At 65.4% G+C, this 20974-nt stretch carries 18 protein-coding genes and 1 tRNA gene; 14 read left to right on the forward strand and 5 right to left on the reverse strand.

The window, feature by feature from the left end; genetic code table 11:
- Window positions 1–144: 144 nt before the first annotated feature.
- The 3 genes from AB4Y63_RS13120 to AB4Y63_RS13130 all read right to left on the reverse strand — a co-directional run bounded on the left by AB4Y63_RS13120 (window position 145) and on the right by AB4Y63_RS13130 (window position 3567).
- Window positions 145–2022 carry a S1C family serine protease gene (locus tag AB4Y63_RS13120; RefSeq protein ID WP_441791503.1) on the reverse strand — a complete coding sequence of 626 codons (1878 nt, stop codon included), beginning with the start codon at window positions 2020–2022 and terminating at the stop codon, window positions 145–147.
- Window positions 2023–2143: 121 nt separating this feature from the next.
- A complete protein-coding gene (locus AB4Y63_RS13125; protein WP_441791504.1) occupies window positions 2144–2971 on the reverse strand; it encodes a PKD domain-containing protein in 828 nt (275 codons plus the stop codon).
- A complete protein-coding gene (locus tag AB4Y63_RS13130; protein ID WP_441791505.1) occupies window positions 2971–3567 on the reverse strand; it encodes a hypothetical protein in 597 nt (198 codons plus the stop codon). Before AB4Y63_RS13130 ends, AB4Y63_RS13125 begins: the two co-directional genes overlap by 1 nt.
- A 137-nt stretch (window positions 3568–3704) precedes the next feature.
- Here AB4Y63_RS13130 and AB4Y63_RS13135 point away from each other — a divergent pair, with 137 nt between their 5' ends.
- The gene (locus AB4Y63_RS13135; protein ID WP_441791506.1) at window positions 3705–4904 is read left to right on the forward strand and encodes an aminotransferase class I/II-fold pyridoxal phosphate-dependent enzyme; all 1200 of its coding nucleotides are present in this window, start codon (window positions 3705–3707) and stop codon (window positions 4902–4904) included.
- A gap of 134 nt (window positions 4905–5038) precedes the next feature.
- Here the strand turns inward: AB4Y63_RS13135 and AB4Y63_RS13140 are convergent, their stop codons facing one another.
- A complete protein-coding gene (locus AB4Y63_RS13140) occupies window positions 5039–5869 on the reverse strand; it encodes a carbon-nitrogen hydrolase family protein (protein ID WP_441791507.1) in 831 nt (276 codons plus the stop codon).
- A 240-nt stretch (window positions 5870–6109) separates the two neighbouring features.
- On the opposite strand from AB4Y63_RS13140, the gene AB4Y63_RS13145 reads away from it, so the two are divergent.
- The 13 genes from AB4Y63_RS13145 (at window position 6110) to AB4Y63_RS13205 (ending at window position 20801) form a co-directional block, all read left to right on the forward strand.
- A complete protein-coding gene (locus tag AB4Y63_RS13145) occupies window positions 6110–6784 on the forward strand; it encodes a response regulator transcription factor (protein WP_441791508.1) in 675 nt (224 codons plus the stop codon).
- Window positions 6781–8145 (forward strand): ATP-binding protein, encoded by a 1365-nt coding sequence (locus tag AB4Y63_RS13150; RefSeq protein WP_441791509.1) that lies wholly within the window; start codon window positions 6781–6783, stop codon window positions 8143–8145. Before AB4Y63_RS13145 ends, AB4Y63_RS13150 begins: the two co-directional genes overlap by 4 nt.
- 85 nt (window positions 8146–8230) lie before the next feature.
- Window positions 8231–9772: a glycosyltransferase family 39 protein gene (locus AB4Y63_RS13155; RefSeq protein ID WP_441791510.1), complete on the forward strand. Its 1542-nt coding sequence runs from the start codon at window positions 8231–8233 to the stop codon at window positions 9770–9772.
- A gap of 6 nt (window positions 9773–9778) precedes the next feature.
- Complete coding sequence (locus tag AB4Y63_RS13160; RefSeq protein WP_441791511.1) at window positions 9779–10534, forward strand: polyprenol monophosphomannose synthase; 756 nt, start codon at window positions 9779–9781, stop codon at window positions 10532–10534.
- Between the two features lie 212 nt (window positions 10535–10746).
- A complete protein-coding gene (locus tag AB4Y63_RS13165; RefSeq protein WP_441791608.1) occupies window positions 10747–11412 on the forward strand; it encodes an NUDIX hydrolase in 666 nt (221 codons plus the stop codon).
- A 70-nt stretch (window positions 11413–11482) separates the two neighbouring features.
- Window positions 11483–12799, forward strand: coding sequence for a quinolinate synthase NadA (nadA, locus tag AB4Y63_RS13170; protein WP_441791512.1), 1317 nt, complete (start codon window positions 11483–11485; stop codon window positions 12797–12799).
- Window positions 12800–12802: 3 nt separating this feature from the next.
- On the forward strand, window positions 12803–14590 hold the full coding sequence (gene nadB, locus AB4Y63_RS13175; RefSeq protein WP_441791513.1) for an L-aspartate oxidase: 1788 nt from the start codon (window positions 12803–12805) through the stop codon (window positions 14588–14590).
- On the forward strand, window positions 14584–15468 hold the full coding sequence (nadC, locus tag AB4Y63_RS13180; protein ID WP_441791514.1) for a carboxylating nicotinate-nucleotide diphosphorylase: 885 nt from the start codon (window positions 14584–14586) through the stop codon (window positions 15466–15468). Before nadB ends, nadC begins: the two co-directional genes overlap by 7 nt.
- A 21-nt stretch (window positions 15469–15489) precedes the next feature.
- Entirely contained in the window at window positions 15490–16632 is a 1143-nt protein-coding gene (locus AB4Y63_RS13185) for a cysteine desulfurase family protein (RefSeq protein WP_441791515.1), read from the forward strand.
- Between the two features lie 131 nt (window positions 16633–16763).
- The gene (locus tag AB4Y63_RS13190; RefSeq protein WP_441791516.1) at window positions 16764–17873 is read left to right on the forward strand and encodes an ABC transporter ATP-binding protein; all 1110 of its coding nucleotides are present in this window, start codon (window positions 16764–16766) and stop codon (window positions 17871–17873) included.
- A gap of 53 nt (window positions 17874–17926) precedes the next feature.
- A complete protein-coding gene (locus AB4Y63_RS13195) occupies window positions 17927–19138 on the forward strand; it encodes an ABC transporter substrate-binding protein (protein WP_441791517.1) in 1212 nt (403 codons plus the stop codon).
- On the forward strand, window positions 19117–19989 hold the full coding sequence (locus AB4Y63_RS13200; RefSeq protein ID WP_441791518.1) for an ABC transporter permease: 873 nt from the start codon (window positions 19117–19119) through the stop codon (window positions 19987–19989). The genes AB4Y63_RS13195 and AB4Y63_RS13200 overlap by 22 nt, the downstream gene beginning before the upstream one ends.
- Window positions 19989–20801, forward strand: a complete 813-nt coding sequence (locus tag AB4Y63_RS13205; RefSeq protein WP_441791519.1) for an ABC transporter permease — start codon at window positions 19989–19991, stop codon at window positions 20799–20801. The genes AB4Y63_RS13200 and AB4Y63_RS13205 overlap by 1 nt, the downstream gene beginning before the upstream one ends.
- A gap of 90 nt (window positions 20802–20891) precedes the next feature.
- Here AB4Y63_RS13205 and AB4Y63_RS13210 read toward each other — a convergent pair.
- A tRNA-Met gene (locus AB4Y63_RS13210) sits at window positions 20892–20965 on the reverse strand.
- Window positions 20966–20974: the final 9 nt, after the last annotated feature.

Here is a 20974-nt window from a genome sequence, read left to right on the forward strand (position 1 = left end):
TTCGTCTTAAAGTCGATTGAGCCTATCAGGCACGACTTTTGAAGCTGCCGGATCCACCTACATCGCGGGCACACCAAAAATGCTTCTGCGCCGCCGGTCAAAACCGGCGACGCAGAAGCGAAGGAGAATCAGCGCAGAGCTGGACTAGCTCGACAGGGATCCGAGCGTGACGGAGATCGTCGTTGCCTTGCCATCACGCACGTACGTGAGTTCGGCCTTCGATCCGGCAGCCTGGGCCCGCACCTGAGCGGTGAGGTCTGTGGCATCGGTGATCGGCACACCGTTGAAGTTGGTGATGATGTCACCCTTCTGCAGTCCGGCCGAGGCGGCAGGCCCGCCAGCGGTGACGGCACTCACCAGGGCACCGACCGTCGTGCTGCTTTCGACACTTGCCGCGTCGCCGACGCTGGCTCCGAGCAGACCGTGAGTTGCCGCGCCGCTCTTGATCAACTCTTCGGAGATGCGCTTGGCGAGGTCGGACGGAAGTGCGAAACCGACGCCGATGCTTCCGGCGGCTTCAGAACTACCCGAACTCGCGTTGGCGATCGCGACGTTGATGCCGATCAGCTCGCCCTTGCTGTTGAGCAGGGCTCCGCCGGAGTTGCCGGGGTTGATCGACGCATCCGTCTGGATCACGGGCAGCGAGATGCTGCTGCTGGCTGCGGCCGGCTGCTGGCTTCCGTTGCCGTTGTCGAAGTAGTAGTCGAACGGGCCACCGCCATTGTCGGGGGTGGGGGTCGTCGTGTCTGGCGAGGTCGGGGCGGCCGACGACGCAACGGTAATGCTGCGGTTCAGCGCGCTGACGATGCCGGTCGTGACGGTGCCGGACAGGCCGAGCGGTGCGCCGATGGCGACCGTGGAGTCACCGACGTTGAGCTTGCTCGAGTCGGCCCAGGTGATCGGGGTCAGTCCTGAGGCATCGGTCAGCTTGATCACGGCGAGGTCGGTGGTCGGGTCGGTTCCGATGAGCTTGGCGTCGTAGATCGTGCCGTCTTGGGCCGTGACCTTGATCGTTCCGTCGGCGGAGGCGCCATCCAGAGTCACCACGTGGGTGTTGGTCAGAATGTAGCCGTCTTCGGTGAGGATCACGCCGGATCCGGTGCCGCCTGCGTTCGAGGTCGACACGTTGATCGTGACAACGCTCGGCGATGCCTTTGCTGCGACTGCCGTCACTTCGTTGACGCTCTGGGTGTTGTTCACGACGACGTTCTGGGCGCCCTGTGACTGGCTCGCCGGCACGGAGTTGCTCTGGTTACTGCCGGTCAGCGCAACAACGCCGGCACCCGATGCGCCACCGAGGATCGCTCCAATGGCAAGAGCGGCGATGATCGTGGCGGAGCCCTTGCGGCGAGCGGGGTCCTTCTTCTTCAGCGGAGGAATCGGCTCTGTCGGGTAGCCGTTCTCCGTGGCGTAGGCGGGGGCGCCGTTTGCGTCGGGTGCTCCGGCATAGAGTGGGCGGCCGAAGGCGTCGGTCGGGTAGGCGGCGGTTGCTCCGGTCGGGGCAGGGTGGCCGGATACTGCGGGCTGGCCGGATGCTACTGGCTGAGCCGGCTGGGATGCGTGAGCCGAGTGCGCGGGGTAGGCGGCAGGCGCGGCGGTGTGCGGCGCGGCTGCTGCCGGGGTGACCGGGGCGACCGGGGGGACGGAGGCGGCCGGGGCAGCAGGCTGCGCCGCGGGGGCTTCAGTCTGGGCGGCGGGAACCTCAGGGGTCGGTGCCGGCGTCGGTGCCGGGGTCTGCGCGACGGGGACAGCTGGGACGACAGGTGTCTCAGGAGCTGCGGGGGTTGCCGCAGCAGGAGCTGCCGCTGCGGGCTGAGCTGCAACGGGCTGGGCTGCAACGGGCTGGGCTGCTACGGGCTGGGCCGCCTCGGGGGCGGTTGGTTCTGCTGCAACGGGCTGAGCTGCAGCGGGTACGACTGCTTCGCCGGCCGTGTTGACTTCGACGGCACCGGCGTCGCTCTGGGCAACTGCGTCGCCCTGCGTTTCGGGGGTGGTGCCTGATTCGTTGGTGCTGTCGGTCATGGGGTGCTCCTTCCAAGCGTTGATAGCTTCGCCCTCGAACCTGAACGTTTTATATGCGAGGACTGAGAGCATTCAATGGCGAAGCCGTGACCTTGCTTGGGGTCGGGCCGGGTCGTGCGATTCAGCAACCGGGGCCGCGTGGATCGGCCTGACACTCGTCGTTCACGAGCACCGTCTTGGCCTGTCCGGCAACCGCTGTGAACGGATCAGCCGACACTGCCAGAGTACCGGCAATCCCTTTCCATGAGCGGCCGGCGAACCGATACTCCGCTGTGTAAATCACAGTTCCGACGATGACGAATGATCCGGATTCCGCAAAACGATGACTTGTCACCGTGTCGGAGAACTCGGGCAATCCTTGGTCGTCCCAGGACGATCCGCCGGTGGCCAAGGTCGCCGTCGTGCCATCGCCGAAACTCCACCGAAAGCCGACTGGCGTGAATCGAACGTCGGCCGGGAACCCGAGGAGGAGGCCAGATTGGGTGTGTGCCGATGCCCGAGCGATGAAGTTCGCGGGGAGGCCGACCACCGCCCAGCCGTTCGGCTCCATACCGGTGGAGGTCTTGGCCGGAGTGAAGTTCACCAAGTCACTGATGCTCACCGTGAAATTCGGATCGCACGGCGAGTTCGGGATGCAATTGATCACATAGTCCTCGCGATCAATGGCGTCGGGCGCGCCGATTGTGCCGGCATTTCCGAGGGGCGCATCGTCGCCGTCGACGCCTTCCGCAGCCCCGGAGCTTTCATCGCTGCTGCCGTTCGAACCGGACTCGATGCCGGCCGAGACGTCGACGCCGCCGCCGTTGATCGAGCCGTTGGCTTCCGCGCAGTTGCCAAGTTGGATGTCTGTTCTGTTACATGCGCCCGGCTCAGCAGCGGCGCCTTGCACACCGAGACCAGCGATTAGACAGATGACAAATGCCGTTGCAGAAAATGGGAATGCCTTCATTAGCAGACCCCATTCCCTTCCCAAACATCTGATGAGCTAACAATCAGGTGCTGCGGATCCGAGGTGTTGCTGGTGAAAACTACTTCGAAGGGCGTGCGATCTGGACGACTCGCCGAGATGACCGACACTCCATTCGAGTCCCACACATCCACCGCTGAAACGTCAGAGCAAAGATATACGACAATCCTTCCGCTCGATTCGCCGTCCGCTTCCTCGCGGGATTGAAGAGTCAGGTTCTCAAATTCGCTTCCGCCAGAGCTCCGGTAGCCCTTGTCCGAAATCTCCTTGAATCCGCGGATTTCGGATTCTGCCATCGGGCGTGAAACAAGTGGGCGAATTCGATCAGGATCGAATCCACCATCCATCAAGATCTGATCTGACATCTGCAAGTACGCGGCATACGCCTCTGTCGCCGCGGCGAGCGCCTCCTCATCAGAGGCAAAGACCGGTTCCGCAGCCGACCGCGATTCTGAGGGAACGGGATCCGGGGCCGACGCGCATCCGCTCAACACCAACGCCGCGGCGACAAGGAGCAGTCCGGCCCGGGCACGCACAGCGTCAGCAGCGGTGTGACGGCCCCCACTCGCAGTGCGCATGCCGACACGTTAGGGCAGATCGGCACTAGCAGGTGCAAACTATCCACAGGTTGTGCGAGGTTGGTCGACCTCTCCCCCGCGTCCGCACTCCTTAGCTCAGAGGAATGTCGTAGCTTTGAGGGCATGCAGGTTGCGAAATGACGATTACCGGCGCTTGGCAGCGCACCGCCCGCGGAGCCGGTTTGCTCGCCGCCGACGGCAGCGTGACCGCCAGCATCTTCGCCGAGATGAGTGCACTTGCCGGGCGCACCGGGTCGATCAACCTCGGACAGGGGTTTCCTGACGAAGACGGACCGGCCGAGGTGCTCGACGCCGCGCGCCAGGCTATCTCCGATGGAGTGAACCAGTACCCGCCCGGGCGCGGCGATCCGATCCTGCTTGACGCCATCTCCCGCCACCAGCAGCGCTTCTACGGACTCGCCGTCGACCCGGCTACCGAGATCCTGGTCACCGCTGGCGCGACCGAGGCGTTGGCGGCGACGATCCTCGCGCTGCTCGAACCGGGCGACGAAGTCGTGACGTTCGAACCGTTCTATGACGCTTACGGCGGCCTGATCGCGTTGGGCGGCGGCATCCACCGCACCGTGCCCCTGCACGCCCCCAGCTTTCAGCCCGATGAGAGCGAGCTGCGGGCGGCCATCACCGACCGCACCCGTCTCATCCTGATCAACAACCCGCATAACCCAACGGGCACCGTCTTCAGCGCCGAGACACTCGCACTCATCGTCGACCTCGCGCACCGCCACAACGCGCTCATCGTCACCGACGAGGTCTACGAACACCTCACGTTCGGCGTGCCGCACATCCCCCTCACGACTCTGCCCGGTGCTGCCGAACGCACGATCACCATCTCGTCGGCGGGCAAGACGTTCAACACGACGGGCTGGAAGATCGGTTGGCTGAGCGCTCCGGCCCCCATCGTGACCGCGATTCTCGCCGTCAAGCAGTTCCTCAGCTATGTGAATGGGGCGCCGTTTCAGCCGGCGATCGCCCGCGGACTCGATTTACCCGACACCTTCTACTCCGGCATCGCGGCAGACCTGGCCGCCAAGCGCGATCTGCTCGCCACCGGGCTGCGCGCCGCGGGTTTTGAGATCACCGTGCCGCAAGGCTCCTACTTCATCGTGGCGGATGCCCAGAGCCTCGGCTACGCAGAAGGCGCCGAGTTCTGCCGCGCACTGCCCGAGCTCGCCGGCGTCGTCGGGGTACCACTGAGTGCGTTCACCTCGCCCGACCACCGTCACCGCTACGCGTCGCTCGTGCGTTTCGCCTATTGCAAGCGGGTTGAGGTCTTGGAGCAGGCCGCGCGGCAGCTCGCCGCACTCTCGGCGCGCTGAACGCAAAGGAGGAGATTCTGCGACACACCGATCACGACCGGCAGGTCAGGTCGGCGAGTCGCAGAATCTCCTCCTTTACATAACGCCCACACGGGATCACCCACGTGCGCACTTGAGTCAGCGAACCACCGAAGTCAGCGCGGGACCACCGTGAATCGACGCAGGGCCAGCGCCGGGTTGATCGCCCTTACGGCGCTGATGCGCTCCGCCGACACCCAGGCGATGCCGATGTCCGTGATCTCGCCGACGGTGGCGAGCTCGACGCCCATCGGGTCGACGATCATGCTGTTGCCCACGCCCACCGGCGGCGTGTGATCGGCCGCCGCGACATAGATCGTGTTCTCCAACGCGCGCGCGGTCACGAGCGTGCGCCAGTGATGCTCCTTGAGCGGGCCACGCACCCACTCGGCGGGAACGAGCACGACATCAGCGCCGGCATCCACCAGTCGCCGGGTGACTTCGGGAAAGCGGATGTCGTAACAGGTCTGCAACCCGATCGTCAGACCCTGAACGGTGAAGGTCTCTGGTTGCTCGATCTCACCGGCAACGACCCAGTTCGACTCCCGGTCGCCGAAGGCGTCGTACAGGTGAAGCTTGCGATAGGTCGCGACCAGGAGTCCATCGGGCGACACGGCGACAAGCGTGTTCGAGAAGCGGGCAGGGTCGCTCGTCGTCTCGAGCATTCCGGCGACGACGAAGATTCCGAGGTCGCGGGCCTGGTCGGCCATGGCGGTGACGAAACTGCCGTCGAGTGACTGCGCAGCGGTGACGAACGCGGGGCCGAGTGTTGGTTCGAAGAACGCTGAATACTCGGGAAACACGGCGAGCGCAGCACCCCGCGAAGCGGCGAGCGCAGCCAATCGACGCATCTCACTGAGATTTGCTGCCTCGTCGGCCCCCGGCCGAAACTGGCAGACGGCGATACCGACAGGCGTGGGAGCCTCCGAGGTGTGAGTTTCGACCATGTCGCCAGCCTATCGGCGCGCTGCCCGTGCGCCTCGGTGTCGACGATTGCCCGCGCAACGCACTGCCCACGGTCGGCGGCATCCCCGCGATGACGCACCACATTGCCGGGCAGTGCTGCGCCAGGAGGCTGACACAATCGATCGCGTGTGAGAAAGTTGCACGTGCCGCGATCTCCGTTCAGAATCGGCGACGGCGACTGATCGGCGAATTGGGCCGGAAGAGCTCTGAAGGGTGCTGCAATGAAGATCCTGGTCGTTGAAGACGATGAGCAGATGGGCTCACTGATTGAACGCGGTCTGACCGCCGAGGGCTATGAGGTCCACCGGGTCGCCAGCGGCATGGATGCGTTGATCGCGGTTGCCCACGAAGACTTCAACCTGGCGGCCGTCGATGTGATGCTCCCGCAGATGTCAGGATTCGAACTGTGCCGCCGCATCCGGGAGACCGGCAACACCATGCCGGTGCTGCTCCTCACCGCACGTGACACTGTCGAAGACCGGGTATTCGGCCTCGACAGCGGCGCAGACGACTATTTGACCAAACCGTTCGCCTTCGCCGAGCTCACCGCTCGAGTGCGCGCGCTTCTGCGGCGGCAGTCGATGGGAGCGCAGCTCACCCTGGAACTCGGAAACCTCGTGCTCGACTCTCGGGACCTTCGGGTGAGCGTGGCCGGTCACACCGTCGCCATGAGCCCCAAGGAGTTCGCGCTGCTTCGGCTGCTCTGCGGCCGCGCCGGCGGGGTTGTCGACAGGGCCACGATCCTCGAGGAGATCTGGGACGGCACCCTGCACATCGACCCGAACATCGTCGACCAGTACATCAGCTACCTGCGTCGCAAGATCGACTCGTCTGTGGCCGGAATCCGCATCGTGACCGTTCGCGGCACCGGCTACACCGTGGAGTTGACGGAATGAGACGCCTGCCCGGGCTGTCCATCCGGGCACGAATCACCCTCGGGAGTCTCTTCATCGCGGCGGTGCTGTTCAGCACGGCCGCGTTCTTCTTTCGCCTCGAGGTGCAGTCGATCCTCGCCGAGACCACGGCGAGCCTGCTGAAAAGCGACGCGGCACCCATCGTCTCTGGCCTCCTCGCCGAGCCGGGCTCGACAGTCGAAGTTCCCGGCGAAGGCCAGCTCGTCGCTGTGGTGGATCCGACCGGCCTCGTTCAAGAGTCGACCTTGCCGCTCAGCCTCGCGTCGCACACGAAAATGCTGGCCCAGCTCGAGGGACCGCCGCGCGAGATTCAAGCTGGACACTCGACCTACCTGGTGATGGCGACCCCGGTCGAGACGTCCGACGGTACCTGGATCATCGTGACCGCACGCAATCAGGAAGCCCTCGGCTTGCTTCTCGACGAACTCACCGGCGTTCTGCTCACCGGCACCGTCGTGTTGATTGGCGGCTTCGGCATCGCCTCCTGGCTGCTCACCGGCGCCGCGCTACGCCCGGTGAACCGGCTCCGCGAGGAGGCCGAGAGCCTGAGCGAGGTCGGCGCATCCGCTCGATTGCCTGTGCCGGCCGGGCGCGACGAGGTCAGCCAGCTCGCCGTGACGCTCAATGCGTTCATCGATCGACTGCGCCGTGGCGTCGATCGTGAGAGGCAGGTCGTGTCGGATGCCAGCCACGAGTTGCGCACGCCGCTGGCCGTTTTGAAGACCCAGCTTGAATTGGCACATTTGGACTCCGGCAACGCCCCGGCGCTTCTGAGAGACATCGATGAGGCATCGGCCACGGTCGACCGGCTCTCCCGGCTGGCCACGAATCTGCTCGAACTCTCGAAACTGGAGAGTGATCAGGCTCCGCCCGAGACCGATTGGAACGGGCTCGTCGCAGAGGTGACCGGCTCCGTCGATCGAGCGCGGATGACCAGAAACTTTCGCGAGGTCGAGGTCGAGTTCGAGATCTCCGGCGACGACCCCAACGGACGGTACACACTGTCACGCACCAACATGGGTCAACTCGTCGACAACCTGATCGCGAACTCACTGGTCGCACTGGGCCCCCGCGGAACCGTGACGGTGAGCTTGTCGAGAGAGGGCGACGTCGCCGTGGCTCGGGTCGTCGACACCGGGCCCGGCATGCCCGAAGAATTTCTCCCCCTGGCCTTCGACCGATTCTCGCGCACCGACGATTCCCGGGCGAGCGGTTCAGGTGGTTCGGGGCTCGGCCTGGCGGTCGTTCACGCGATCGTCGAACGGGCCGGTGGCACGATTTCGGTCTCGAACACCGCAACAGGTTTGACCGTCGAGGCGCGGCTCCCCCGGCATCTGGGCTGACGCGACCTCAAACCTGAGAGCCTTCGCAGGAGCACGCCCTCCGTACGCAGCCAATCGTTAACCTGAGCCGCCTAGCGTCGGGGACGTGACCACATTCGTGCAACGGACCGCGACGACCGCGCCGCCGCGCGCCCTGACGCCGAACCCGCGGTTCACCCGCACCGCAGCGGTGCTCGGAGTCATTGGCGCACTCGTCTCGTTCGCCGGCTCGTGGAATCCGTCGTATTGGGGCGACGAAGCCGCCAGCATCATGTCGGCCGAACGTTCATTGCCGTCGCTTTTTCAGATGCTCGGCCATGTCGATGCGGTGCACGGCACGTACTACCTTCTTCTGCATCCGTGGATTCAAGTCTTCGGCACCTCCGAACTCGCGACGCGACTCCCGAGCGCCCTGGCGATCGGGGCGGCGACGATGGGCACCGCGATGCTGGCGCGGCACCTCTTCACCGCGAATGTTGCGATCGTCGCCGGTCTCGTCTTCGCCGTTCTGCCCCGGGTCACGTACATGGGCGCCGAAGCCCGGTCGACCGCGTTGGCGACAGCGTGCGGAATCTGGCTGACCGTGCTTCTCCTGCACGTGCTGCGACAAGCGGCGCTGCCGACCACCAGCATCCGGATGCGACGTGGGCTGTGGGCCGCGTACGCCGTGCTCGCCGCCTTCGGCATCTATGTGTTTCTCTACCTCGTGCTGCTCATTCCGATTCACGCGCTGGCCGTCTGGCTGTGGGCGCCGCAAGCGAATCGACGCACGCTGTGCCGCAGCTGGCTGGTGGCCACCGGAATCGGAATTCTGCTCGCCGCCCCCGTTCTGGTCTATGGCCTCGCGCAGCATGGCCAGATCTCGTTCATCGGCCGCCGACCCCAACCCAGCCTGCTGACTGCTCTGGTCAGCCAGTGGTTCGTCAGCACCCCGGTCGCCGTTCTCGCGTGGGGCCTCATGGTGCTGGCGGTCGTCACGGTCTTTCGCTCTCGAGGTCGGCTTCGGGCGTTCGGGCAATCTGCGCGCCCCGGCCTCATTGTGCTGCTCGCGTGGATTGTCGTGCCGAGTTCGCTGGTGCTGATCGGAACCTGGCTGATCACGCCGATGTACTCCGAGCGCTATCTCTCGTTTTGCACGCCGGCCCTCGCGATCGTCATCGCACTCGGGATCGTCGGTCTCGGACAACGCTGGCTTCAAGCCGGCGCAGTACTCCTGCTTCTCGCGCTGGTCGCGCCGATCTATCTCGCGCAGCGCACGAGTTTCGCCAAGGACGGCAGCGATTGGCGTCAGGCGGCGGCGGTGATCGCGGCAGCCGCGCATCCCGGTGACGCGGTAATCTTCGATGACAGCGTGCGTCCGTCGCGCCTGCCGCGCTTGGCTCTGCGGCTCTATCCTTCTGCGTTCAGCGGGCTCAAGGATGTGACGCTCGGGATGCCGTTCCAGCAGACCGCCGGCCTGTGGGATACGACGGTGCCACTCGCATCCGTCTCCAACGAACTGGCAGACACGAACGCCGTCTGGATTCTGCAGAACGTGGGGAGCACCGAATTCGTGGGGACCGCGGTGCGAGACCTTGAAAACCTGGGCTTTTCCCATGCCATGACCACCACTGTGAATCGCACTACAATAATCGAAATGACGAGGTAGCCCCCCATGCCACAGACGCTGGTCATCATTCCGACCTTCAATGAGATTGACAACCTCGAACCGATTGTTTCGCGCGTTCGTGCGAACGTCGCCGATGCCGAGGTGCTCATTGTCGACGATTCGTCACCCGATGGTACCGGGATACTCGCCGACACGTTGGCGGCGCAGGATCCACGCGTGCATGTCTTGCATCGTTCCGCCAAGAACGGGCTGGGCGCCGCCTACCTGGAGGGGTTCACCTGGGCACTCTCGCGCGGTTACGAAACCCTCGTGCAGATGGATGCCGATGGGTCCCATCTGCCGGAACAACTGCCGAGTTTGCTGGCGGCGAGCGCCGGCGCCGACGTGGTGATGGGCTCGCGGTGGGTTCCCGGAGGCCACATCGTGAACTGGCCGTGGCACCGTCGGATGCTGTCACAGGGTGGATCGACGTACTCACGGATTCTGCTGCGTCTGCAGCAACGCGACGTGACCGGCGGCTACCGCATCTACACGGCACATGCCCTGGAACGGATGCGGCTCTCCAGCGTCGAAAGTCACGGCTACTGCTTTCAGATCGACATGCTGCTTCACGCGGTGCGGGCCGGTCTGACCGTGGTCGAGGTTCCGATCACGTTCGTCGAGCGAACGCACGGTTCCTCGAAGATGAGCGGCAAGATCGTGCTCGAGGCGATGGGGCGGGTCACTATCTGGGGACTCACCGGTCAGGGCGCGGTGCGCGCCGGCGAGGTTCCCACAGTGGCGACCTCGCGCCGGGGCTGAGTGTCGCAAGAGCGCATCACTTCCGCGAAGAGATTCGGGGATGAGTTCTGGTCAGAATGACTATATGATGGACCCACTGAGTTAAAGTCTTTACAACCTTTACTAGATGGGTTCTCACCGTGGCCGAGCAGCATCGTGTCGACAACCAGGGCACCACCCTTGCGGTGTCGACGGTGATCTTCGCGCTGCGCCCAGACGCGACATCCGGCCTGATGACCCTGTGGCTTCCGCTGGTGCGACGCACACGCGAACCATTCGAATCGCATTGGGCGCTCCCCGGCGGCTGGCTGCCCGACGATGAAGAGCTGGCCACCGCAGCGGCACGCACCCTGCGCGAAACCACGAGCCTCACACCCACCTACCTCGAGCAGCTCTACACTTTCGGCGCGCTTAACCGCTCCCCCGGCCGACGCGTGATCTCCGTCGTCTACTGGGCTCTCGTGCAATCGGATGAGGCGGCGCAGGTCGCCGTCGGCGACAACGTGCGGTGGTTTCCCGCCGACGCCCTGCCGCAGTTGGCCTTCGACCACAACCGCATCGTCGAATACGCGCTCTGGCGCCTGCGCACCAAGATGGAGTATTCCCGCATCGCCCACGCCTTTCTCGGCGAGACTTTCACGCTCTCCCAGTTGCGGGAGGTACACGAGGCGGTCCTGCAGAAGCCACTCGATCCGGCGAACTTCCGGCGCAGCATGGAGGCCTCCGGGTCGGTCGTCGACACCGGCGAACGACTCGCCGGCGCCCGCAATCGACCGCCCCGGCTCTATCGCTACAACGCCGAGCTGCTCTCCGCAAGCGCGGCGCCATCGGGGCGTCGCCCCTCTGAAATTCCGGAGCGACCGATTCCGGAACGTCCGATTCCCACCCCGAATTCCTAGCCCCTCGCTCACCTCTCCACAATCCACCCCGTACGGCCCACCCCGCACGACCCACTCCGGGAGAACCACCATGACCAACGCATCCGTCGACACGACAATTCGACTCATCAGCACCGGCAGCGCGGCAGGCAGCACCTGCAGCCCCGACCTGGCGAAGGGTCCGTGGGAGTTCGATTCCGGTGTTCCGGGCTACGGCCCCGGCTCGTCGATGGGTGACGTGATTCCGACCGGTTCACCGCGCCAGGGTGAGCTGCCGGCCGAGTACCGCACCGCATCCGCCGACGAACTCGACCTGCGCATCCGTGCGGCGAAAGAGACGCTCGGCGACCGCGTCGTGGTGCTCGGCCACTTCTACCAGCGTGAAGAAGTCGTGCGGCACGCCGATTTCGTCGGCGACTCGTTCCAACTCGCGCAGGCGACGCGCAGCCGCCCCGACGCCGAGGCGATCGTATTCTGCGGCGTGCACTTCATGGCCGAGACCGCCGACCTGTTGTCGGGGCCCGACCAGGCCGTGATCCTGCCGAACCTGGCCGCCGGCTGCTCGATGGCCGACATGGCCGACATCGATTCGGTCACCGAATGCTGGGAGCAGCTGAGCGAGGTCTACGGCACCGAGCCGGATGCCGATGGCCGCGTTCCCGTGATCCCGGTCACCTACATGAATTCCTCGGCCGCCCTCAAGGCCTTCTGTGGTGAGCACGGCGGCATCGTCTGCACCTCGTCGAACGCCGAGACCGTGCTCGAGTGGGCCTTCGAGCGCGGCCAGCGGGTGCTCTTCTTCCCTGACCAGCACCTGGGGCGCAACACCGCGAAGGCGATGGGGGTGCCGCTTTCGAAGATGCCCATGTGGAACCCGAACCGTCCGCTCGGCGGCAACACTGCCACCGAGCTCGACGACGCACAGGTCATTCTCTGGCACGGTTTCTGCAGTGTGCACAAGCGCTTCACCGTCGACCAGATCGAGAAGGCGCGCCAGGACTACCCGGACGTGCGCGTGATCGTGCACCCCGAGTGCCCGATGCCAGTCGTCGATGCGGCCGACGAGTACGGCTCGACCGACTACATCCGCAAGGCGATCGCCGCGGCCCCGGCCGGATCGACCTTTGCCATCGGCACTGAGATCAACCTCGTGCAGCGTTTGGCTGCCGAACACCCCGAACACACCATTTTCTGCCTCGACCCGGTGGTCTGCCCGTGCTCCACCATGTACCGCATCCACGCGGGCTACCTGGCCTGGGTGCTCGAAGCGCTGGTCGGAACCGCGGAACGCCCCGCCGCTGTGCTCAACCGCATCGCCGTCGACGCCGACGTTGCCACGCACGCGAAGCTCGCCCTCGAGCGGATGCTGGCCGCCCTGCCGCCGGTCGCCGCCCCTGCCGGAGTCTGACCCATGACCTCGGTGCTGATCGTCGGCAGCGGCCTCGCCGGGCTGCTCGCCGCTGTGCGGGCCTCCGATGCCGGCCATTCGGTGACCCTGGTGACAAAAGCAGAGCTGGCCGAAAGCAACACCCGCTATGCGCAGGGCGGCATCGCCGCCGCGCTCTTTCCGGGCGATTCGGTTGAGGCCCACGTGCAGGACACCCTGCTCGCCGGCGCCGGGCTGAACGATGTTGCCGCCGTGCGCGTGCTCTGCGGTGAAGGGCCTGCGCGGGTGCGGGATCTGATCAGGTTCGGCGTCGACTTCGATCACGACGAGTCGGGCCTTCGCCGTGGGCTGGAAGCCGCGCATTCGCGCTCGCGTGTGCTGCATGCCGGTGGAGACGCTACCGGGGCCGCCATTGAGGCCGCCCTCATCGCAACAGTGCGCCGACGCAGTGCGCTCCCGGGGCCGACGCGGCCCGGCTCGTTGCGCATCAAGGAACACACGATGCTCGCCGACCTTGTCGTGGAGGGTGGCGTCGTCACCGGTGCCCTCCTCGCCAGCGCGGCTGTCGGCGGGGCGACCGCCGCCGGCACCCGTGGAGGCGGTGGCCAGAGCACGCGTTTGATCAACGCGGATGTCGTCATCCTCGCCACCGGTGGCGCGGGGGCGCTGTACCGTCACACCACGAACCCATCGGTCGCGACGGGTGACGGTGTTGCGGCCGCTTGGCGCGCCGGAGCCGCAGTCGCCGACCTGGAGTTCTATCAGTTCCACCCCACCGCTCTCGCGGTACCCGGCACGCCTCTCGTGTCCGAAGCCGTGCGTGGCGAAGGGGCGGTGCTGCGGAACGCCCGCGGCGAACGGTTCATGCTCGCCGTGCATCCCGACGCCGAACTCGCTCCGCGCGACGTCGTGGCCCGGGCGATCGCCGCCGAAATGCAGGCGCAGGATGGTGAACCGGTGCGCCTGGATGCGACGATGATCGGTCGCGGCAAGCTGGAGTCCCGCTTTCCCACGATCACCGCCGCGTGTGCAGCCGTCGGCCTCGATTGGGCGGTCGATTCCGTTCCGGTCGCCCCGGCCGCGCACTACTGGATGGGTGGCATCGTCACCGATCACTGGGGCCGAAGCACGCTGCCCGGCCTCTTCGCGATCGGCGAGGTCGCCCGCACCGGAGCGCACGGCGCCAACCGGCTCGCCTCGAACTCGCTGCTCGAGGCCGCAGTTTTCGCCGATCGTGCGGTGCGCGCGCTCGGCGGGCCAGCCGTCGCTGCGCCCGTCAGACTGCTCGAGCCGGCCCCGGTGGTCGAGCTTGTCGAGACCCTATTCGGACAGCCCTCGAATGCCGCCCGCGTTCAGAGATCGACTCACGTGGTTTCGACGAGGTCAACCAACGAAGCTTTCAGCCGCGCCGCTCTCGCCGACCTGATGTGGCGCTGCGCGGGGGTTCACCGCTCCGGCGCAGGGCTCGACGCGGCGACGGCCACGCTCGCCGGCTGGCACACCCGTGCCCCGGCATCCGAACCTCTGACTATGACCGAACGCGAAGACGCGAATCTGCTGCTGCTCGCCCAGCTGACCGTCGCCGCCGCCCGCGCCAGGGAGGAGTCCCGCGGCGCACACCACCGGGCCGACTTCGTGCTCACCCGGCCCGAGCGCGCATTCTCGCGTGCCTGGCGTCGTGCCGACCTGACGACACCCGACTCGACGACGGCTGCCACCTGGCTGCTCCCCACTGATTCTGAGCCGACGACCGCTGCCGGGTTGTTCGCCGTTCACTCTGTTCCCCAGGCCGAGGAGGCCTTCGCATGCTGACCAGACATTCCATCGACACCGTCGTTCGCGCCGCACTCGACGAAGACGCGCCCTGGGGCGACCTGACCAGCGAGATGCTCATTCCCTCTGCCGCCACCGCGACGGCGGCATTGGTCGCCCGCGAACCCGGCGTGTTCAGCGGCAGTGCGGTGTTCGAGTCGGCGTTCCGGCAGACGAATGCCGCGATCACGGTCACGCTGCAGGTCGCCGATGGCGACGCGTTCGCCGCCGGCGACACACTCGCCGTTGTCTCGGGCTCAGCCCGGGGCATCCTGCAAGCCGAACGCATCGGCCTGAACTTCGTGCAGCGGATGAGCGGCATCGCCACCCTCACCGCTGCCTACGTCGCGGAGGCGGAAGGCACCAGCGCTCGCATCGTCGACACGCGCAAGACCACCCCGGGCCTGCGGGTGCTGGAACGCCACGCGGTTCGGGACGGCGGCGGCCACAATCATCGGTTCAGCCTCTCCGACGCGGTCATGGCCAAAGACAATCACCTCGCGATTCTCACCGCCGGCGGCCTCGATGTGACCACCGCTCTGCGACAGGTGCGCGAGCGACTCTCGCACACCACGCACCTGGAGGTGGAGGTCGACCGGATCGACCAGATCGAACCGGTTGTCTCCGCCGGTGTCGACACGATCATGCTCGACAATTTCAGCCCCGCTGACTTGCGCACCGGCGTGGCTCTCGTCGCGGGGCGCGCGATCGTCGAGGCCAGCGGCGGGGTCAACCTGCAGACCGTCGGCTCGATCGCCGCCACGGGCGTCGATGTGATTTCGGTCGGCGCACTCACCCACAGCGTGCACTCGCTCGATCTCGGGCTCGACGTTGTGATCACTCCCCCACCGGCTTCTGTCGACCTGCCGATCGTCTGACCCGTCACAGATCCAACGCTCATGATCTATCTCGACAATGCCGCGACCACCCCTGTGCGCCGCGAAGCCCTGGAAGCAATGTGGCCGTTCCTGACCGGCGGTTTCGGCAATCCGTCAAGCCACCACCAGCGCGGCGAAGCAGCGGCCGCAGCCCTCGCCGCCGCTCGGCGCGAGGTTGCGGCGGTGCTCGACGCTCGGCCCGGTGAGGTCGTCTTCACGAGCGGCGGCACCGAGGCCGCGAATCTCGCGGTCAAGGGGATCGCGCTCGGCGCGCCGCGGGGCAAGCACCTCATCACCACCCCGATCGAGCATGAAGCCGTGCTGGCATCGGCTGATTACCTGGCTCGCGTTCACGGTTTTGAGATCACGTTTCTTCCGGTGGATGCGACGGGGCTCGTTGATCCCGCCCACCTCGCCGCTGCCATACGTGACGACACGACCCTCGTCTCGGTGCAATATGCCAACAACGAGGTGGGCACGATTCAACCTCTCGCTGAGCTGGCCGCGGTGACACGTTCCCGGGGCGTTCCGTTTCATACCGACGCGGTGCAAGCAGCCGGCTGGCTGCCGCTCGACGTCACGTCGCTGGGTGTTGATGCCCTCGGGATCTCGGGCCACAAGGTCGGCGCGCCGGCGGGAATCGGGGCGCTCCTCGTGCGCGGACGCCACCCACTCGAACCGGTGCTGCACGGCGGCGGACAGGAGCGCGGCAAACGCAGCGGCACCGAGAATGTCGCCGGCGCTGTCGCACTGGCCACGGCCCTGCGCTTGGCCGAGGCTGAGCGGCTCACGGCGGCAGCCGAGACCACGATTCTGCGCGACGCCCTCATCGACGGCGTGCTCGGCGGTGTTCCCGGCTCCCTCCTCACCGGCCATCGCACCGACCGGTTGCCCGGCACTGCCTCCTTCGTGTTTCCGGGCACAAGTGGGGAGGCGGTGCTGCTTGAGCTCGAACGTCGCGGGATCGTCTGCTCGAGCGGGTCGGCCTGTGCCGCCGGAAGCGATGAGGCCTCGCATGTGTTGACGGCACTCGGAATCGAGGCGACCGTCGCTCAGACCGCCGTTCGGTTCACCCTCGCGGCGTCGACGACAGCCGATGAGGTGGCCGAGACGGTGGCATCCGTTCGCTCGGCCGTCAACGCCGTGGCGCGTCTCGGAGGCTGAGCCAACAACCCAGCAGTTGGCTACTCCTGTGCACCGGCACGACCGGCATGCGGGATGGTTGACGGCGGTATTCCGGAGTGGTTGCATTGCACTCAACTGACACCTGAAACCGTTCGCCCGAAAGGGTGGAAATGACAGAGACCCGCACCACAGAAGCTGCGACCGGTGATCAACCCGGCTTCGATTCGTCGGGCGCGGGGAGCAGCGAAAAGCGGATTCCCACCCCGCAAATCTCACTGCGCGCGCTGCGCAAGTCGTTCGGCTCGGTGACAGCCGTCGACGGAATTGATCTCGATGTCTTCGATGGCGAGTTCTTCGCCATGCTCGGGCCGTCTGGCTCGGGAAAGACGACGGTGCTCCGGATGATTGCGGGCTTTGAGACTCCGACCTCCGGTTCGGTCTTTCTCGGCGGAACCGACGCGACCGCGATTCCTTCGTACCGACGCGACGTCAATACGGTTTTTCAGGACTATGCGCTCTTTCCGCACATGACCGTCGCGAAGAACATCGAATACGGTCTCCTCGTCGACAAGGTCCCGAAGGCCGAACGCATCCGGCGGGTTGGTGAAGCGCTCGAGATGGTGCGTCTCGGTGGATACGACAGCCGTCGGCCGACGCAACTCTCCGGCGGCCAGCGCCAACGTGTGGCGCTCGCTCGCGCCCTGGTGAAGCGGCCCAAAGTGCTGCTGCTCGACGAGCCGCTCGGCGCGCTCGACCTCAAGCTGCGCGAGCAGATGCAGCTTGAGCTCAAGGCCATCCAGCGGGAGGTCGGCATCACGTTCGTCTTCGTGACCCATGACCAGGACGAGGCGTTGACGCTCTGCGACCGTCTGGCCGTCTTCAACAATGGGCAGATCGAGCAGCTCGGCCCGGCGCACGAGGTGTATGAGTATCCGGCGACCGCATTCGTCGCGGCCTTCGTCGGCTCGTCGAATTTCATCGGGGCGGATTCCGCCCGTGCACTTTTCGGTAAGACCGGGTCGTTCGCGGTGCGCCCGGAGAAGGTCGCGATCGTGCCACGGGGTGAACCCACGCCGACGGATATGCCCCATATCGATGGGATCGTTCGCGACGTTGTTTATGCGGGTTCGGTCACGCGCATCGTCGTCGACGGGCCAGTCGGGCTCACCCTCAGCGCCACCGTGCTGAATGCCGAAGGCGGCCTCGACACGGGTATCCGACGCGGTGCCGAGGTCACCCTTCGTTGGCCGGAAGAGGCCTTCCGCAGAATCTCAGACTGACCGGGCTGTCACCCGGAGCACCGAAGACAGTCACAAGAAGAGAGGCTCCCCTCATGAAAAGGATGTTTCGCCTGGCAACGACGGGTGCGGCCGTCATTGTGGCGGCCGCGATGCTCCTGTCCGGGTGTTCGTCGGGCGGCACCCCCAACAGCTCCTCCGGAAGCACGAGGGCGGAGCCGCCGAAAGAACCGATGGCCAGCTCGCTCGGCGCGGGCGAGGGACAGCTCAACCTGATCGCCTGGGCAGGCTACGCCGAGGACGGCTCGAACGACCCTTCTGTCGACTGGGTGCATCCCTTCGAGGCGCAGACCGGCTGCAAAGTACACACCACCTATGGCGCGACCTCTGACGACATGATCCAGCTCATGCGCACCGGCCAGTACGACGGGGTTTCAGCATCGGGCGACGCAACACTTCGGCTGATCTACGCCGGCGATGTCGCTCCCGTCAACACGAAACTGGTGCCCAACTACAAAACGATCTCGTCGTTCCTCAAGAACGGCTCATGGAACTCCGTGAACGACCAGTCCTACGGGATCCCGCACGGCTGGGGCGYGAATCTGCTGATGTACACGCCCTCTGCTGTATCGCCGGCACCGACATCCTGGTCGGCGGTTTTCACCGACTCTGACGCCTACAAGGGCAAAGTCACCGCCTACGATTCCCCCATCTATATCGCGGACGCCGCTCTCTACTTGAAGGCGACTCAGCCGGATCTCGGCATCACCGACCCCTACTCGCTGACGGACAAGCAGCTCGCCGCCGCGGTCACTCTGTTGAAGAAGCAGAGCGCGAACGTCGGTGAGTACTGGTCAGACTTCACGAAAGAAGTTCAGGCGTTCGAGTCCGGCAGCTCAGTGGTCGGCACGACCTGGCAAGTCATCGCGAATCTGATCAACGCCGACGCCAAGGTCAAGGTCGAGACCGTCGTGCCGAAGGAGGGCGTGACCGGTTGGTCGGACACCTGGATGGTGTCCACCAAGGCCAAGCACCCGAACTGCATGTACGAGTGGATGAATTACATCACCTCGCCCACGGTGAACGCCCAGGTCGCTGAGTGGTTCGGTGAAGCCCCCGCCCAGACGCTCGCCTGCACGGAGACGAGCGATCCCGACTTCTGCACGACCTACCACGCCACCGATGCTGACTATGCGGCGAAAATCTACTATTGGACGACGCCGACCACGCAGTGCCTCGACGGCAGTGGTGATAACTGCACCTCGTATTCCGACTGGGTGAACGCGTGGCAGCAGATCAGAGGGTAGCTGCGCGACCTCCCAGCTATCTCTCCTCCAGGCCCAAGGCGCGGCTCGCGCTGCTCCTGAGCGTGCCGCTGCTGTGGCTGGTGGTGATGTACCTCGGTTCAATCCTGGTCATGCTCTTCTCCGTCTTCTGGACGGTCAATGACTTCACCGGGGCGGTCGAGCATACCTTCACGCTCGACAACCTTGCCCGGCTCTTCACCGACCCGCTCTTCGGCTTGGTCGCCCTGCGCACCATCCTCGTCGCCGTCGGTGTGACAGTGATCGACGCGGTGATCGCGATTCCGATGGCGCTCTACATGAGCAAGGTCGCCTCACCTCGGGCCCGACTGGTTCTGCTCGTCGCAGTGACCACGCCGCTCTGGGCAAGTTATCTGGTGAAGGCGTACGCGTGGCGCACCCTGCTCGCTCCAAACGGACCGCTCGCCTTTGTGACCGGCGGGATCACACCGGGATACGGCCTCACTGCAACCGTCATCACGCTCGCCTACCTGTGGCTGCCGTTCATGATCATTCCGGTCTACGCCGGTTTTGATCGCGTCTCAAATTCTCTCGTCGAGGCAAGCTTCGACCTTGGCGCGAGCACCTGGCGCACTATTCGGTCAGTCGTCCTGCCGCTGGTGTTCCCGGCCATCGCGGCCGGCTCCATCTTCACCTTCTCCCTCACGCTCGGCGACTACATCGCCGTCGGGATCGTGGGAGGCAAGACCCAACTCCTCGCGAATCTCATTTATGGCCAGCTCGTGACGGCCAACAATCTGCCCTTCGCGGCAACGCTGTCACTCATCCCCCTCACCGCAATCGTGCTCTACCTGTTCGCACTGCGACGCACCGGAGCATTGGAGAATGTCTGATGAAACTCCCCACTCCCTTGCGCCTGACGCTCACCGTCTGCATGGTGGTCGGGCTCGCGTTCCTCTACATCCCCCTGCTGATCATCGTGCTGAACTCGTTCAACAGTTCACGCACATTCGGCTTTCCGCCCACCGGTTTCACCCTCGAATGGTGGCAGAAAGCTGCGGCGAGCAGCGGCGCCCTCAGCGCTTTGGGCATCTCGGTCGTCGCGGGCCTGTGCGCCATGCTGATCGCGCTTCTGCTCGGTACCATGGCGGCGTTCGCTGTGCAGCGCTACGTGTTCTTCGGCCGCGCCACGATCAGTTTCCTCGTCATCCTTCCGATCACCCTCCCCGGGATCGTCACCGGCATCGCACTCAATGCAACTTTCGTGCAGGTGCTCGGCCCACTCGGCGTCGCGCTCGGGCTCGCGACCGTCATCATCGGCCATGCCACCTTCTGCATCGTCATCGTCTACAACAACGTGCAGGCCCGGCTTCGACGGATGGGTAGCTCACTTGAGGAGGCGTCCGCCGACCTCGGGGCAACCGGCTGGCAAACGTTCTGGCGTATCACTCTGCCGAACGCGCGCGGTGCGCTCATTGCCGGCGCCGTTCTCGCCTTCGCGCTCAGCTTCGACGAGATCGTGGTCACGACTTTCACGGCCGGACCGACCATCCAAACTCTGCCGCTCTGGATCTTCAACAACCTTTTCCGCCCGAACCAGGCGCCCGTCGTCAACGTGGTCGCGGCGGTCTTGGTGCTGCTCGCGGTTGTGCCCGTCTGGCTGGCGCAGCGTTTCTCAGACGACTCGACGACGAGTCGGATCTAGTGTGCCGTGCGAAACCGGCCCGGAAACACGAAATCGCCCCTGAGAATCTCAGGAGCGATTTCGTGTGGCTGTTTCGAGAACTGCCATCTGTTGCGGGGACAGGATTTGAACCTGCGACCTCTGGGTTATGAGCCCAGCGAGCTACCGAACTGCTCCACCCCGCGCTACAAGAT

The sequence above is a fragment of the Leifsonia sp. YAF41 genome, from assembly GCF_052113185.1.
Lineage (GTDB): Bacteria > Actinomycetota > Actinomycetes > Actinomycetales > Microbacteriaceae > Cryobacterium.